The sequence below is a fragment of the Achromobacter anxifer genome (assembly GCF_903652925.1).
GTDB classification, from domain to species: Bacteria; Pseudomonadota; Gammaproteobacteria; order Burkholderiales; family Burkholderiaceae_B; genus Achromobacter; species Achromobacter anxifer.
In genome coordinates this window covers 762622-776098 of the sequence record NZ_CAHLAR010000002.1, presented here as the reverse complement: position 1 = coordinate 776098, position 13477 = coordinate 762622, and the positions used below count along the sequence as shown (strand labels likewise).

Here is a 13477-nt window from a genome sequence, read left to right as displayed (position 1 = left end):
GCGCCCCTACACCAGGTCGGCGCCGGGCTCGTCGCTCGCTTCCTGCGCCTGGCGGGCCTGAGCCACCGCGATGAGGGCTGCAATGCGGCCGGCTGCTTGCGCATCGCTCAACGGCTGGAGGGAGCCGTCGGGGTTGCTCAACTCCAGGCCGGTCTTTTCACGGTACTTGTGATCATGAGCCTTCAGCAGGAAGATCAGCAGCGTGTCGCTGTACTTGCGGATCGTGCCGCACTGACCGCCCAGGTAAAACACGGGCTCTTCGACACCCTCTTGCGCCCGCCGGCGGGCTTCGTCCTCCAAACCCAGGGTGGCCACGCGTATTGCCTGGTCCCAAGCCTCGGCGAAATCCTGGTCAGCCAGGCGCCACTCGTACACCACACGTCGGCTTGCGCCGACCGCGGCGGCCGACTTCGTGACGTTTCCCGTGTCGGCCAGGGTGGCCAAAAACGCGAAATCTTTTTCAGGTGTGCGGATGGTCTGCATGCACGGGACGGTAAATTCCGCCGCCCGCGCTATGCGCACCCTACCCCTCGACGGTCTTCCAGGCCGTGGGCGTGGTCACGCGCCGTTTGTAGTTCACGATGTCTCGCACATTGCGCACGCTCGTGTCGAACATCTTGGCCAGCCGCTTGTAGCCCAGGCCCTCCTCGCGCAGCTGGCGCATAAGCTCGACGTCGTGGTCGGTGAGCGTGGCGCGCTGGTGGTCCTCGCCAACCCGCACACCCTTCTCGTTCACACCTACCGTGATTCGGGTCATCGCGCACTCCCGATGCAAACGGCCGCCGCGCGCCAGCGCCAATCCGCAAAAAACTGCGCGTTTACCGTAAGACGGATAAGACAGATAAGACCCCTCGTTTGGGAAACTTTCCTGGAGCCCCTAATTATTCGCACATGAAATATAGAGAATTTATCTGTCTTATCTGTCTTGTTACCTCCTAGAACCGCATAAACAAAGGCTCTCCGGTAAGACAGATAGAAAAAATCCGATCTGTCTTGATCCGTCTTATGCGTCTTGTCCACGGGGCAGAATCGGCCAGTCATCACGCTAAATCCGCAAATTCTTGCGAGTTCGCAGTTTCTTGCGTACTCGCAATTTCTTGCAGACCCGTAAAAACCCACGCCCTGACCTGTTTTCCGTCCACATACGGCCTTGATTGCAAATACCCCAACCTTTTCATGACTCCCGCCACGCGCCTTTCATCCCCCACCTTGATGTTGCGCGGCTCGAACCCCAGTGCGCCGACCAGCACTTCGTGCGACGTGGCCACCAACCGGCGGACATCTTCGGCCCCGCCCAGCGGCTCGAAATCGCCCGCGGTGAGCCAGTTTTCGACAATGGGCGTCCACGGCTCATGGATCTCATGCTGGGCGTGCACGCCCTTGGCCAAGTCTTCCGCCTCTTGCCAGTCCACCCCGCCCCGGCCGAAGGCTTCGCGGGCTTCAGCCCATAGCTGCAGCCGGTCGCGCACGATCGCTGCCACATCCACTTGCCGCACGACCGCGGCCGGCAGCCAGCGGCGATGCCCAGTATCGTCTGACAGAAACTCGTAACGGTTGGAGGTGCCCACGAACAAATGCCGGCGCTTGAATGTCGTGTTGAACTCCTTATAGAGGACACGCCACTCTTCCTCGCGCCGAGTGATGAACGCTTTGATTGCCTCGTCGTCCTTGGAGAAAAGGCCCTTCAGCTCGGCGAGTTCGATGACCAGCCGCCCGCGCATGCGCCGGCTTGCCTCCGCGTCGCGGCTCGCCAGATCCATTTCCGTGAAGAACTCCTCGGCTGGCGCCATGGCGGCCACGCCCGAGGACTTGAGCAGGCCCTGGCTACCAATCAGCACCGGGACCATGTCGGCCTGCACGCCAGGCTGCATGACGCGCCCGGCCAGCGCCGTCCAGGTGTAGCGCGACACCGCTCGGGTGTACGGCGTGTCTTGCGTGCCGAGGTACCGCGGCAAGAACGTACCGATGCGCGCCACGCCGTCCCATTCCAGCGAGGACAGCCACTTGATCGCGGTATCGAATCGGTTCTCTATGGCAACCAGCCATACGGCGTCGCGCAGCGACTCGCGCGCGATCTTCTGGAAGCCGCCGGCCTCCATATAGATTTGCATGCGGGTGTAGTCGGCGTCTTCGAACGGGCGCCACCCTTCCGGGTCGGTCGGGCTCGCAGCCAGGATCTCGGCTCGGAAATCGTCATAGCGCACCGTTGCGCCGCTGCAACGCTCATCGCGCACGGCCAGCGCCAGGTTGCCGATCGTGGCCAGGATACGGCCGTGGTCGTTGCGCTCGAAGTTGGGTAGCGGCCTCTCAGGTCGACCGTCGGCTGCGCGCGGCGCTTCCACCACATCGAAGTCGCGCGCGACCAGGTCGGCCGGCTCCTGCCAGCCCGCCTGGCGGGCCATGTGCAGCACCGTGCGAATGGTGACGGCGTCGGCCCGCGCGCTGTCGATGTAGGGCCAGACGCGGTTATCCAGGAAGTCCGGATCGTATTTGCCACTGCGCGCGCTGAACTGGTGCGCCAGCTCCAGCCCGTAGTCGGCGCCCGCCGTGGCGTGGTGGATGGCGAAGACGACGTCGCGCCACTGGTCGTAGTCCAGCGCGTTGCCGTCCTCGTTCTTGATGGCGGCCAGCGCGCTCTCCAGCACGGCCGCGTCGGCGTCGCCCGCCGGCACCGCGGCGAGCTCGCGCTCGGGCTTCTCCAGCACTGGTACGGGCGCCGACATCGGCCAGTCCATGCCCACCAGATAGTCGCGCGGCAGGTCGTCCAGGTCGAACGGGTCCAGCGGCACGCTGGCGCCGGCCAGCGGCAGGATGAACATGTTGCCGTAGCGCTTCTTTTCGGTGCCCACGGCGTCCTGCTTCGGGAACACCTCGACCTGACCATCGGCCACGCCCTTGGTGCCCGGCGCCAGGCCCGCCGCGGCCAGCGCCGCGCGCAGCCACATGCGAACGCTATAGGCGTCCTGGGGTTCGGCCCATAGGCAGTACAGATGGATACCGTGCCCGCCGGATGAGCGGAACGCCACGGGTGCGCCGCCCTGGGCCTGCAGCGCCTGCGCCACGCGCGCGGCCGCGGCCTGCATGTCAGGCCACGGGGTTTCACCCTTGTGGCTGTCGAAGTCCAGCACGCCCAGGAGCGTCACGGACTGGCCGGGCAGGATGGGCGCAGCGCCGTAGGCCGGGCCGCCGTTGACGTGCTGCGCGAGGCGCGCATCGGTCAAGGCCTCATCCACGCGGCGCGGGCCGTCGTCCGTCTTCTTCCAGCACACATCCCGGCGCACGCGGTCGATGATGGGGCCCAGCGCTGCGACCAGCGCCTGCTTATCGTTCTCGGTCATCTGTTACCTCTCCAGGTAGCCCATGACCACGCCGGCTAGGATCGCCACCACGCACAGGCCAAACAACCAGACGGCCCGAACAGAAGGCAGCCCATAGATGGCCTCGTTATTCGCTGCAATCCGGGCTACACACTCCGCCGCGATGTCAGCCTGTTGCCGTACCCGAAGGGTCTCGCGTGAATCCCAGGTAGAAAGGAAACGCGCCAGCTCGTCCACCGGCGGCTTCGGCAACGGCCGACGCTTACGGGATGCCCAAAGGCCGTAGGCCCTATGGATGGGGCGTGCGCACCTCATGCTGCCGCCCGCATAAGATCGAGGCTGCCGATCGGCAGCGCCATACGCGCCTCGATCTTGCGCGCCGTGCGCTCCGTGATGTTGCGCGACGGGTTCTTGCCGATCAGTTGGGACATCCAGGCCTGATCCCACCCGAGTTTGTCAGCCAGGGCGACGGATCCGCCCTCTCTGGCGGCCAGGGCGCGCACGTTGCATAGGCGCGCCGTGTAGAGCGCGGCCATGGGGTCTTGGTTCATTCGATTGCTCCACTCGACTGTTTGCTAACGTAGTTTAGCAATCGACTATGCGAGCGGGCAATTTAACATTACGTATTGCTTATCTTTTCGGCGGATGTTACCGTCGCGGCCTAGAGAAAACCCCAACCCCACCAACGAGGAAAACGCAATGTTGAACGACGACACACCAATGAATAAGCAACGCCGCGCCAACCTTCGCATCGTTCTGTCAGAGCAAGGAGGCCCGGCCAGCTTTGCTAAAAAGATGGGACACTCGGGACCATCGTTTTTGTCGCAAATGGTTAACGGACACCGGGTCATTACCGAAAAAACGTGCCGTCGCATCGAGCGCGAGGCCGGTAAACCCATTTACTGGATGGACCAGCCGCATACCGGTACCGGCGGGGTCGCCCCGACGCAAACCGTGCGCGTTGATCCGAGCTTCGTGGGCGGCGCAGTGAAAATGGTTGCAGAGATACAACAGGAGTTGAAAACCTCGCTGACCCCTGAAAAATACGCGGATATCGTGAATTTGGTCTATGAGCACGCCCAACTTACAGGCAAGCTCGACCGTGATTTCTCTATGAGATTGGTGAAGCTGACCATGTAGGAGCCCGCCATGCCGATTCGAAAACCGCGCCCGCTTCTGCGGGCTTTTTTGCGTCCTGAAATTTAGCAAACAGTAAATTTCAATTGCCCATAAATATCGCATTTGCTAATCTGAAATAGCAGTGCACCACCTCACCAATTGGAGCAAAAGACATGAGTTTCGGGATCACCGTTGAGCGCGCCATCAAGGACGCGCGAGTCACTTTCACCGCGACACTCGATACCGCCAAGGACGCCCTGGCCACCGCCACGTTGCTCGCCACTGGCGACGTACCGGCAGCTACGACCAAGCCCGATTCGGCGCCCGCGGAAAAAAAGGCCCAGACGGCGGACACGTCCGCCAAGGCCTCGCAGGAAAAGCCGACCCCGACTGCATCCGACAGCTCGGCGAATTCCTCGACCGAATCGACGAAAGCCAGCGCGCCCGTCGATTCCTCCCTCGACTACACGAAGGACATCAAGCCGCTGGTGCTGGAGATCGCCAAGATCAGCCGCGCCAAGGCTGAAGGCCTGCTGCAGCGTTTCGGCGTCACCTCCGCCAAGGATCTGAAAGCCGATCAGTTCGCGGACTTCAAGGCGAAGGCGGAACAGGTAATCGCCGGCGACTACGACCCCACCGCGTCCCACGAAGAGGCCATCGCATGAACGGCCGCAAAGCTCGTGCGCTGCGCCGGGCTGCGCGCCGCATGACGGCCGGAATGCCCTCTCACGATTTGGTCTGCGAGGGCGGCCGTGAGGAGGCTGTGCCTACCGGCAATTTGGACGCCATGGGCAAACCCATCATGCGCTACGCGGCCATCACCGGCACCTGGCGCCATCGGGCCACCAGCACCCGCGCGGTCTATCAGAAGCTCAAGCGCGTCTATGGCCAAGCTGACATAGGAGCATTGAAATGAACAGCCTGGATTCCCTGATTTCGAATCTGCTTGCGGCGCAAGCTGAGGAGAACACGCACCGGGAGGCAGCCGCAGCTGCGATCGCCGCGATGGGTACTGCTGGTCAACCGGCGACTGCGATAGCTGCAATGGAGGCCGCCACCCAACGCGTCACCCAGCTGGGTGCGCAACTTCTTGACCTTCGCGGCAGCAGCGCGCCGTTCATCTACGCGGGCCAGCTGTACACCTTCCAGGGGAGTCGTGTCTCCTGCATCCCGGTGGAAGCCGCGACGCTGACGGGCGCGCCAGTCCAGGGCGGTGGGGAGGTCAGCAATGACTGAACCCGCACACGCCACCCTCTCGCCCTCGGGCGCTGAGCGGTGGTCCACCTGCCCGGCAAGCATCCAGCTGGAGGCGGGCTACCCCGACACCAGCAGCGACTACGCCGACGAGGGCACGGCCGCGCATTCTGTGGCTGAAATGGCGCTGCGCGAGGGCAAGGATGCGATGGCCTACAAGGGTCGTCGCATCTCGATGCGCGCCGGCAAGACCGTGGAGGTGACGGCCGACATGGCGACCGAGGTCCAGAAGTATGTGGACTACGTGCGCGACGTCTCCGCCGGCCATGAGCTGCTGCTTGAACAGCGCCTGGACATCAGCCGCTGGGTGCCCGAGGCCTTCGGCACGTCCGACGCGGTCATCCTGCGCACGGACGACGAGCTGCACGTCTGTGACCTGAAGTTCGGGCGCGGCGTGAAGGTCGACGCCGAAGAGAACAAGCAGATGATCCTCTACGCGCTGGGCGCGCTGGATCAGTTTGCCGTCGTCCTGGACTTCGAGCGCGTGCGCATGACGATTCACCAGCCGCGGCTGAACCACGTCAGCGAGTGGGCCATCACGGTCGACGAGCTGCGCGAGCGCGGCGCGCGCCTGAAGGAAGCCGCCGAGCGCGCCTATCTGTATGTCGGCAGCGAGACACCGCCCGTGCCCTCGGACTACGCGCCGTCGGAAAAGGCGTGTCGCTTCTGCAAGGCACGCGGCGCATGCCCTGCGCTGGCGCAGCACGTCCAGGACGAGATCGGCACCGATTTCGACACCCTGACTGCGTGGGCGTGCTCTGACGAGCAGAAGGCCATGACCTTGAAAGCGCTGACACCGGCCACGCCCGAAGCCTTGGGCAAAGCGATGCAGGCCCTAGATCTGATCGAGATCTGGGGCAACGGCGTCCGGGGCGAAGTTGAACGCCGCCTGCTGCTGGGCGAGCCCGTCGACGGCTGGAAACTGGTCCAGGGCCGCGCTGGCCCCCGCAAGTGGACGAGCGAGCAAGACGCCGAGGAACTGCTCAAGGGCATGCGCCTGAAGTCGGACGAAATGTACGACAAGAAGGTCATCAGCCCGACCAACGCCGAGAAGCTGCTCAAGGACACCCCGCGCCGCTGGGCGAAGGCGCAGGCCCTGATCACCAAGTCCGAGGGCTCGCCCAGCGTGGCGCCGGCATCCGACAAGCGCCCCGCGCTGGTCATCAAGCCCGCGGCGGACGACTTCGACGACGTCACGGCCGGCGCTGGCGAAGTCGTCACCGAAGGAGCGGACCTCGTATGAGCACGCACCGACTGCAGCCCAACAACCCGACGCTGACATCGGCGCCCCGGGAGAACGAAGGCAAGGACGCCAACGTCCTGCCGCTGGAGTTCCGCCTGGCGCTGCAGTCGGCCGCCCGCGTCCGAAACCCCCACGAACGGGCCAAGGCGATAGCCAAGGCCACCGCGCGCGCCAAGCGCGCGCACCCTGAATTTTTCCGTTGAACCGCAGCAAATAGACAGACCCATAAGGAACCTGAAAATGAAAGTCAAACTGAGCAACGTCCGTGTCGCCTTCGCCCAAAGCCTGACCGAGGCCAAGGCCTTCGAAGCTGGTCAGGAAGAGCGCTACGGCTGCACCTTCCTCATTCCCGAACAGGGCCACCCCGCCCGCAAGACCATCGAGGACGGCATGTATGCCGCCGCGGCGGAAAAGTGGGGTGCCAAGGGCAAGGCCATCGTCGACAACCTGCTCGAAACCGGCAACCCGAAAGAGGTTTGCTACTACCCGGGCAAGCGCAAGGCCTATGACGGCTTCGAGGGCAACATGGCCCTGGGCGCGGTGCGCCAAAAGAAGGACGGCATGCCGCTGCTGCTGGACGCCGACAAGTCGCCGATCATCGACGCCGCCAAGGGCACCGCATACCCGGGCAAGGAAGGCCGCATCTATTCGGGCTGCTACGTCAACGCCACCGTGGACCTGTGGGCCCAGGACAACAAGTACGGCAAGACGATCCGCTGCACGGTGAACGGCGTGCAGTTCGCCAAGGACGGCGATTCCTTCGGCGGCACCAGCAAGGGCGACGCCGACGACTTCGACGACCTCGGCGACGGCTCCGACGCCGGCGACGACCTGGCCTAAGGAGCGCGCACATGCTGACTTTCATTGTGCACGTGGGAGATTTTTTCCTCCGCATTCCGGCTCAGTATGTGGGATCGCAAGTGTCTACCGACCGATTCGACGCTGTCGCCCGGGCGACTGGCGAACAAATTGCGACGGCTCTCGGCGGCGAGTATTCGCACTGCGAAGACGACGACACCGGCAACCAGGCATAACCCCACACCCTCACGGCGCCGCCCTCCCCGGCGCCGTGCGATAGCGGGGGCTTCCCATCCTCAGCCGCGACCAGGACCACGCGGCGCCAACGCCCCGGATCGCTACCCAGCTCCGCCCGCACATGTTGATTACGGCGCTGGTGAGTACGCGCAATCCGTTGGAAGCCGGCAATAGAAATGGCGGCAATCCGGGGCATGGTCCCCACCCCTTTCAGCATGAGGACGCACCGTGGCATCGCCGTACGCAAACCTGGCCGAGCGCATCCTGGCCAACACCATGATCTCCGACGAGCTGTCGCACAACGGCACGCCCTGCTGGCTGTGGATCGGCGCACGGAATGCTTCCGGCTACGGAAAGATGAGCATGCGATTCAAGAAAGGCCCGCGCAAGGGCAAGGTGAAGTCGGCGCTGGCGCACCGCGTGGCGCTAGTCGAAATGGGCGGCCGGCGCCTGAACAGCAAGAGCGTCGTGATGCACCTGTGCAACAACCGACTGTGCTGCAACCCCGCCCACCTGCAGGGCGGTACGCAACGCAAGAACGTCCAACAGTGCGTGGCCGAAGGCCGGCACTACACCCCTTTTAGGAAGGCAGCGTGATGTCAGCCCTTGCAATCGCCCTCATCAAGCACGAGGCGCATTACGAGCTTGAATGTGCGATCGGCAAGGGGCGTGTTCGTCAGCTTGCCGTCCTTCACGTGCACCACTTTGTCGACAAAACGGTTAATGAGCATGTCCGAGTTCGGCGGCGCGTTACACCGCGCGCGAGCAACGGCTCTTGCCGCACGCTCGGCCAGGGCGTTCGCGCCGTCGGCCCCAGTGATCTTGAACACTTCGGCGTCATCCATGTAGGCGGCGGAAACGCCACGGGATGCCCCCTCGTTGAGGCCGGCCAAATAGCCTTCGAAAAGCGTAGTGCACAGACCTTGCGCCTGCGCACTGCCCGCCGCCTCGCGGGCGGCCTCGTGGAGGCAGAGGCGGGCGACGGCGCCCGCATTAAGGTCGCGCGCCAGAACAGGCCCGCTGAAGCAAGACAAAACCACCACAGCAGCAATGATTTTTCGCACGCTTTACCCCCTGTTGACGCCCACAAGATGCGTCAAGTGTACCGGTAGACCTGGAGTCCCCGCAGCATGATCCCCACCGCCACCGCCTTCCACGACCTGGAAACCTTCAGCGAGCGCGACCTGAAGACCTACGGCACGCACGCCTACGCCGAGAAGGCCGAGATCCTGCTCTGGGCCTACGCGCTGGAGGACGAGTCGGTGCGCGTCTGGGATGTCACAGCCGACCCGCGCCCGCCGGCCGCGCTGCTGGAGATCCTGCAGCGGCCCGATACCCGGCACGTCTGGCACAACGGCGGCATGTTCGACCGCACGGTCATGAAGCACGCCCAGCCGGCGCTGCACGCCATGATCCCCGAGGCGGCCTGGTTCGACACGATGGTGCAGGCCTACACGCACGCCCTGCCGGGCGCGCTGGACATCCTGTGCGACGTGATGAATGTGCCTCTGGACCAGCGCAAGCTCAAGACCGGCAAGGGCTTCATCCAGCTGTTCTGCAAGCCGCGGCCCAAGAATATGGCCCTGCGCCGCGCGACGCGCCACACCCACCCTGCCGAGTGGGCGCAGTTCGTGGAGTACGCCGGCCAGGACATCGAGGCCATGCGGGTCATCTACCGCAAGATGCCCACCTGGAACTACAGCGGCGAGGAGTTCAACCTCTGGCTGCTGGACCAGCGCATCAACCAGCGCGGCGTGCTGGTGGACAGGGAGCTGGCACAGGCGGCGGTAACGGCGGTGGAGCGTGCCAAGAAGAACCTGGCCGCCCGCACCCTGGAGCTGACCGACGGCGCGGTCGAGTCGGCCACCAAGCGCGACAAGCTGCTGGCGCACCTGCTGGCCGAGTATGGCGTAGAGCTGCCCGACCTGCAGGCCAGTACCCTGGAGCGTCGCATCGAGGACCAGGCGCTGCCGTGGGCCCTACGCGAGCTGCTGGCAATCCGCCTGCAGGCCAGCACGTCCAGCACCAGCAAGTACAAGCGGCTCATCAACGGCGCCAGCGCGGACGGCCGGCTGCGCGGCCTGCTGCAGTTTGCCGGCGCCGGGCGCACGCGGCGCTGGGCCGGTCGCCTCTGGCAGCCGCAGAACCTGCCGCGCCCGAAGATCGGAACGCTGCGCGACGAGGCCCTGCAGGACGAGATCGATTTCGGCATCGACGCCATCAAGGCCGGCGCGGCGGACCTCATCTATGACAACGTCATGGAGGTGGCCAGCGCCGCCATCCGCGGCTGCATCGTGGCACCGCGCGGCAAGAAGCTGGTCGTGGCCGACCTGGCCAACATCGAGGGGCGGGACGCAGCCTGGCTGGCGGGCGAGTCCTGGAAGCTGCAGGCATTCCGTGACTTCGACGCCGGCATCGGCGCCGACCTGTACAAGGTGGCATATGCCAAGGCGTTCGGCGTGCGGCCGGAAGACGTCGACAAGACCATGCGTCAAATCGGCAAGGTCATGGAACTGATGCTGGCGTACCAGGGCGGCGTCGGCGCGTTCCTGACAGGCGCTCTGACCTACGGATTCGACATCGAGCAGATGGCCGAGGACGCCTACCCCGGCCTGCCCGACGACATCCGCGACGAAGCCAAGGGCATGTACGACTGGACGGTGCGCAAGCGCCGCAGCACCTTCGGCCTGTCCGAGCGCGCGTTCATCGTCTGCGACAGCTTCAAGCGGGCATGGCGGCGCGGGCACCAGGGCATTGAGTCGTTGTGGGGCGCGCTGGAAGAGTCCGCCATGCGCGCCACCCGCAACCCGGGCATGACGATCGACTGCGGACGGTTCCGCCTGCGCCGGGACGGCGCCTGGCTGCGCGTGCGCATGCCGTCGGGCCGGTTCCTGTGCTACCCCTCCCCTCAGGTCGACGACAACGGCAAGTTCTCGTACATGGGCGTGAACCAGTACAGCCGGAAGTGGACACGGCTGCACAGCTACGGCGGCAAGCTGTTCGAGAACGCCTGCCAGTCGTTTGCGCGCGACATCCTGGCGCACAACATGCCGGCGGTCGAGGCGGCCGGCTACCAGATCGTGTTGACCGTGCACGACGAAATCATTACCGAAGCCCCGGACAGTCCTGAGTTCAACGCCGCACACCTGGCCAGCATCATGGCCACGCCGCCGGCCTGGGCGGCTGACATCCCCCTGGCGGCGGCCGGGTTCGAAGCGTTGCGCTATCGCAAAGAATAAAGTTGTTGACCTTTTAATTTAGCGTTTGCTAATATTTGCTTAACACGCCAATTTCAGGCGAGCTACCAGGAGAAGAACATGACCGCAAGTCTGAAGCTTTGCCGCCGCGTCTACCGCCTGGCCGAAAGCCGCGGCCACGCTTTCAGCGCGAACGTCTACCTGTCGTTGCGCGCCGAGGGCTGGGGCGCAGATGGGGCCTTGACTTACGCTCGCCGCGCCTATTGCGGCCAGCCTAAGGCGTACCGTCCGCGCGAGCTGCGCCCTGCCACCCCTGCCTAACCCGGTTCGCCGGGCTTTCTTTCGCCTCAATGTTTAGCAAATAGGCAATTCACTGTAGCAAACACCACACCACAAGGATCGCAACATGAGCAACGACACCCGCATCACCGCGTTCAAGGGCTTCGACAAGAACCTCGCCTGCCGCGGCTACCAGTACGAGCTGGGCAAGACCTACGAGCACGAAGGCAAGGTCGTGCGCTGCGCCTCGGGCGGCTTCCACAGCTGCGAGTATCCGCTGGACGTGTTCGGCTACTACGCGCCGGCCGAGAGCCGCTATGCCGTGGTGGTCGCGCACGGCGATATCGACCGGAAGGAAGGCGGCGACACGAAGCTGGCCAGCGGCAAGATCACCATCGAGGCGGAAATCAAGGTTCCGCAGCTGATCAAGTCCGCCGTCGAGTGGATCATGGCGCGCGTGGACAAGGCGAACGGCGCGACCGCAACCGAAGAGCGTTCCCACGCCAGCAACACGGGCGACTACTCGGCCGCCAGCAACACGGGCTACGGCTCGGCCGCCAGCAACACGGGCTACGGCTCGGCCGCCAGCAACACGGGCGCCCGCTCGGCCGCCAGCAACACGGGCGACTACTCGGCCGCCAGCAACACGGGCGACTACTCGGCCGCCAGCAACACGGGCGCCCGCTCGGCCGCCAGCAACACGGGCTACGGCTCGGCCGCCAGCAACACGGGCGCCCGCTCGGCCGCCAGCAACACGGGCGACTACTCGGCCGCCAGCAACACGGGCGCCCGCTCGGCCGCCAGCAACACGGGCGCCCGCTCGGCCGCCAGCAACACGGGCGACTACTCGGCCGCCAGCGTTTCCGGCAAGGATTCCGTTGCCATGGCCTCGGGTTACCAGGGCCGCGCCCGCGCTAGCGCCGGCAGTGCCATCGTCCTGTGCTACCGCGACGACGATTTCAAGCTCGTGCACATCCGCAGCGCCATCGCGGGCCAGGACGGTGTCAAGCCCGACACCTGGTACCGCCTGGCGGCCGACGGCGCCTTCATCGAAGTTCCCGACGACCAGGAGTAAGCCATGCACCAGCGCCACGATGACGACGAATTCCCTCTCCTGCCCCCGCTGGGGCGCCTGGACACGGCGTGCGCGGTCTTCTGCGCGCTGGTGTGCCTGGGCGTCTTGGGCTACTTGGTATTCGACCTGGTGGCGATGGCTCTATGCGACGTCTGGGGTGTCTGCTATGCGTGAGTCCAGCATCGAGCAGTACGGGGTCGCCATGTTCAAGGCGCAGGGCGACCTCCCCTACAAGTTCACCAGCCCCGGCCGGCGCAACGTGCCGGACCGGCTGCGCCTGCGCGCGATCCCGCCCGAACACCAGGCCATCGTCGCGCGCTACGTCCAATTCATCGAGTTCAAAGCCACCGGCGAAGCCGCCACCGCGGCGCAGGAGCGCGAGCATGCGCGCCTGCGCAAGCTGGGCTTTCGCGTGGAGGTGGTCGACAGCATCGCCGGCGTGGATGCGCTGGCCCGGGAGGCATGACATGAGCGATACGAAACACGGATGGGTTACCCCTCGCGCCGATGGTGCCCGCGCCCGCTGCGGCGGTCCTGGCGTCTGCGCCACCTGCGACACCGAGGCCATGCACGAAAAAATGATGGCCGGCCTGTTCGGCGCGCCGGCCGACGTTGGCGCGGCCAGCGCGGCGGACGATACGCCGTTGGCGGGCGCGGCGGCGCGCCTGTCAGCTATGGCGAACGAAGCACGCAAACAGTACCAGGCCGAGCTTGCCGCAGGTGGCGAGCCGACCTGGCCGGCATGGGTGGATGACCTGGCGGTCGTTCTACGTGCGGTTGCCGCTAGGCACGGCTATTCCGCCAATCGAGCGTTGGCAATGCCCACTGCAACGGCGTCGGCAAGAAACGCCAATGCGGCCCGATGAGGAAGACCCCCAGCAACAAGCACCTCAATGGGCAGCTTCGCCTCCTTCGCTGTGCCACCTGGCTGACGAATGAACACCGCCGCAGTTGCACT

General features: G+C 65.0%; 20 protein-coding genes. 15 read left to right on the top strand and 5 right to left on the bottom strand.

All coding sequences use genetic code 11. The annotated features are described in order from the left end of the window. Nucleotides 1-6: 6 nt before the first annotated feature. The 4 genes from HWY37_RS09035 to HWY37_RS09020 all read right to left on the bottom strand — a co-directional run bounded on the left by HWY37_RS09035 (nt 7) and on the right by HWY37_RS09020 (nt 3868). Nucleotides 7-483 carry a terminase gene (locus HWY37_RS09035; RefSeq protein ID WP_176088433.1) on the bottom strand — a complete coding sequence of 159 codons (477 nt, stop codon included), beginning with the start codon at nt 481-483 and terminating at the stop codon, nt 7-9. A 40-nt stretch (nt 484-523) separates the two neighbouring features. Beyond that, a complete protein-coding gene (locus tag HWY37_RS09030; RefSeq protein WP_175213582.1) occupies nt 524-757 on the bottom strand; it encodes a hypothetical protein in 234 nt (77 codons plus the stop codon). A 283-nt stretch (nt 758-1040) separates the two neighbouring features. Further along, nucleotides 1041-3338, bottom strand: a complete 2298-nt coding sequence (locus tag HWY37_RS09025; protein ID WP_176088432.1) for a VapE domain-containing protein — start codon at nt 3336-3338, stop codon at nt 1041-1043. 290 nt (nt 3339-3628) lie between these two features. After that, a complete protein-coding gene (locus tag HWY37_RS09020; RefSeq protein ID WP_175213584.1) occupies nt 3629-3868 on the bottom strand; it encodes a hypothetical protein in 240 nt (79 codons plus the stop codon). Nucleotides 3869-4016: 148 nt separating this feature from the next. Here HWY37_RS09020 and HWY37_RS09015 point away from each other — a divergent pair, with 148 nt between their 5' ends. From HWY37_RS09015 to HWY37_RS08975, 9 genes are all read left to right on the top strand, one after another. Further along, nucleotides 4017-4457 (top strand): hypothetical protein, encoded by a 441-nt coding sequence (locus HWY37_RS09015; RefSeq protein ID WP_176088431.1) that lies wholly within the window; start codon nt 4017-4019, stop codon nt 4455-4457. A 152-nt stretch (nt 4458-4609) separates the two neighbouring features. Continuing rightward, a complete protein-coding gene (locus HWY37_RS09010; RefSeq protein ID WP_176088430.1) occupies nt 4610-5101 on the top strand; it encodes a hypothetical protein in 492 nt (163 codons plus the stop codon). Further along, nucleotides 5098-5352 (top strand): hypothetical protein, encoded by a 255-nt coding sequence (locus HWY37_RS09005; protein ID WP_175213587.1) that lies wholly within the window; start codon nt 5098-5100, stop codon nt 5350-5352. The genes HWY37_RS09010 and HWY37_RS09005 overlap by 4 nt, the downstream gene beginning before the upstream one ends. Then, on the top strand, nt 5349-5672 hold the full coding sequence (locus tag HWY37_RS09000) for a hypothetical protein (RefSeq protein WP_176088429.1): 324 nt from the start codon (nt 5349-5351) through the stop codon (nt 5670-5672). The genes HWY37_RS09005 and HWY37_RS09000 overlap by 4 nt, the downstream gene beginning before the upstream one ends. Continuing rightward, entirely contained in the window at nt 5665-6933 is a 1269-nt protein-coding gene (locus tag HWY37_RS08995; protein ID WP_176088428.1) for a DUF2800 domain-containing protein, read from the top strand. The genes HWY37_RS09000 and HWY37_RS08995 overlap by 8 nt, the downstream gene beginning before the upstream one ends. Further along, nucleotides 6930-7136 (top strand): hypothetical protein, encoded by a 207-nt coding sequence (locus HWY37_RS08990; protein WP_175213590.1) that lies wholly within the window; start codon nt 6930-6932, stop codon nt 7134-7136. Before HWY37_RS08995 ends, HWY37_RS08990 begins: the two co-directional genes overlap by 4 nt. A 37-nt stretch (nt 7137-7173) precedes the next feature. Continuing rightward, a complete protein-coding gene (locus HWY37_RS08985) occupies nt 7174-7773 on the top strand; it encodes an ssDNA-binding protein (RefSeq protein WP_176088427.1) in 600 nt (199 codons plus the stop codon). A gap of 11 nt (nt 7774-7784) precedes the next feature. Next, on the top strand, nt 7785-7967 hold the full coding sequence (locus HWY37_RS08980) for a hypothetical protein (RefSeq protein ID WP_176088426.1): 183 nt from the start codon (nt 7785-7787) through the stop codon (nt 7965-7967). A 229-nt stretch (nt 7968-8196) separates the two neighbouring features. Continuing rightward, nucleotides 8197-8565, top strand: a complete 369-nt coding sequence (locus HWY37_RS08975; protein WP_176088425.1) for an HNH endonuclease — start codon at nt 8197-8199, stop codon at nt 8563-8565. Between the two features lie 2 nt (nt 8566-8567). Here HWY37_RS08975 and HWY37_RS08970 read toward each other — a convergent pair whose 3' ends face one another. Further along, complete coding sequence (locus tag HWY37_RS08970; RefSeq protein WP_176088424.1) at nt 8568-9032, bottom strand: hypothetical protein; 465 nt, start codon at nt 9030-9032, stop codon at nt 8568-8570. Between the two features lie 66 nt (nt 9033-9098). On the opposite strand from HWY37_RS08970, the gene HWY37_RS08965 reads away from it, so the two are divergent. From HWY37_RS08965 to HWY37_RS08940, 6 genes are all read left to right on the top strand, one after another. Then, nucleotides 9099-11207 (top strand): DNA polymerase family A protein, encoded by a 2109-nt coding sequence (locus HWY37_RS08965; RefSeq protein ID WP_176088423.1) that lies wholly within the window; start codon nt 9099-9101, stop codon nt 11205-11207. 78 nt (nt 11208-11285) lie between these two features. Further along, a complete protein-coding gene (locus HWY37_RS08960; protein ID WP_176088422.1) occupies nt 11286-11486 on the top strand; it encodes a hypothetical protein in 201 nt (66 codons plus the stop codon). 85 nt (nt 11487-11571) lie between these two features. Then, nucleotides 11572-12519 carry a DUF7666 domain-containing protein gene (locus tag HWY37_RS08955; protein WP_176088421.1) on the top strand — a complete coding sequence of 316 codons (948 nt, stop codon included), beginning with the start codon at nt 11572-11574 and terminating at the stop codon, nt 12517-12519. A gap of 3 nt (nt 12520-12522) precedes the next feature. Beyond that, nucleotides 12523-12693 (top strand): hypothetical protein, encoded by a 171-nt coding sequence (locus tag HWY37_RS08950; RefSeq protein ID WP_176088420.1) that lies wholly within the window; start codon nt 12523-12525, stop codon nt 12691-12693. Further along, complete coding sequence (locus HWY37_RS08945; protein WP_063959467.1) at nt 12686-12985, top strand: PDDEXK family nuclease; 300 nt, start codon at nt 12686-12688, stop codon at nt 12983-12985. The genes HWY37_RS08950 and HWY37_RS08945 overlap by 8 nt, the downstream gene beginning before the upstream one ends. A 1-nt stretch (nt 12986) precedes the next feature. Continuing rightward, entirely contained in the window at nt 12987-13385 is a 399-nt protein-coding gene (locus tag HWY37_RS08940; RefSeq protein ID WP_176088419.1) for a hypothetical protein, read from the top strand. Nucleotides 13386-13477 lie beyond the last annotated feature (92 nt).

Coding starts and splice junctions, on each gene's coding strand:
- HWY37_RS09035 (WP_176088433.1), bottom strand. CDS start 483: ATGCAGACCATCCGCACACCTGAAAAAGATTTCGCGTTTTTGGCCACC.
- HWY37_RS09030 (WP_175213582.1), bottom strand. CDS start 757: ATGACCCGAATCACGGTAGGTGTGAACGAGAAGGGTGTGCGGGTTGGC.
- HWY37_RS09025 (WP_176088432.1), bottom strand. CDS start 3,338: ATGACCGAGAACGATAAGCAGGCGCTGGTCGCAGCGCTGGGCCCCATC.
- HWY37_RS09020 (WP_175213584.1), bottom strand. CDS start 3,868: ATGAACCAAGACCCCATGGCCGCGCTCTACACGGCGCGCCTATGCAAC.
- HWY37_RS09015 (WP_176088431.1), top strand. CDS start 4,017: ATGTTGAACGACGACACACCAATGAATAAGCAACGCCGCGCCAACCTT.
- HWY37_RS09010 (WP_176088430.1), top strand. CDS start 4,610: ATGAGTTTCGGGATCACCGTTGAGCGCGCCATCAAGGACGCGCGAGTC.
- HWY37_RS09005 (WP_175213587.1), top strand. CDS start 5,098: ATGAACGGCCGCAAAGCTCGTGCGCTGCGCCGGGCTGCGCGCCGCATG.
- HWY37_RS09000 (WP_176088429.1), top strand. CDS start 5,349: ATGAACAGCCTGGATTCCCTGATTTCGAATCTGCTTGCGGCGCAAGCT.
- HWY37_RS08995 (WP_176088428.1), top strand. CDS start 5,665: ATGACTGAACCCGCACACGCCACCCTCTCGCCCTCGGGCGCTGAGCGG.
- HWY37_RS08990 (WP_175213590.1), top strand. CDS start 6,930: ATGAGCACGCACCGACTGCAGCCCAACAACCCGACGCTGACATCGGCG.
- HWY37_RS08985 (WP_176088427.1), top strand. CDS start 7,174: ATGAAAGTCAAACTGAGCAACGTCCGTGTCGCCTTCGCCCAAAGCCTG.
- HWY37_RS08980 (WP_176088426.1), top strand. CDS start 7,785: ATGCTGACTTTCATTGTGCACGTGGGAGATTTTTTCCTCCGCATTCCG.
- HWY37_RS08965 (WP_176088423.1), top strand. CDS start 9,099: ATGATCCCCACCGCCACCGCCTTCCACGACCTGGAAACCTTCAGCGAG.
- HWY37_RS08960 (WP_176088422.1), top strand. CDS start 11,286: ATGACCGCAAGTCTGAAGCTTTGCCGCCGCGTCTACCGCCTGGCCGAA.
- HWY37_RS08955 (WP_176088421.1), top strand. CDS start 11,572: ATGAGCAACGACACCCGCATCACCGCGTTCAAGGGCTTCGACAAGAAC.
- HWY37_RS08950 (WP_176088420.1), top strand. CDS start 12,523: ATGCACCAGCGCCACGATGACGACGAATTCCCTCTCCTGCCCCCGCTG.
- HWY37_RS08945 (WP_063959467.1), top strand. CDS start 12,686: ATGCGTGAGTCCAGCATCGAGCAGTACGGGGTCGCCATGTTCAAGGCG.
- HWY37_RS08940 (WP_176088419.1), top strand. CDS start 12,987: ATGAGCGATACGAAACACGGATGGGTTACCCCTCGCGCCGATGGTGCC.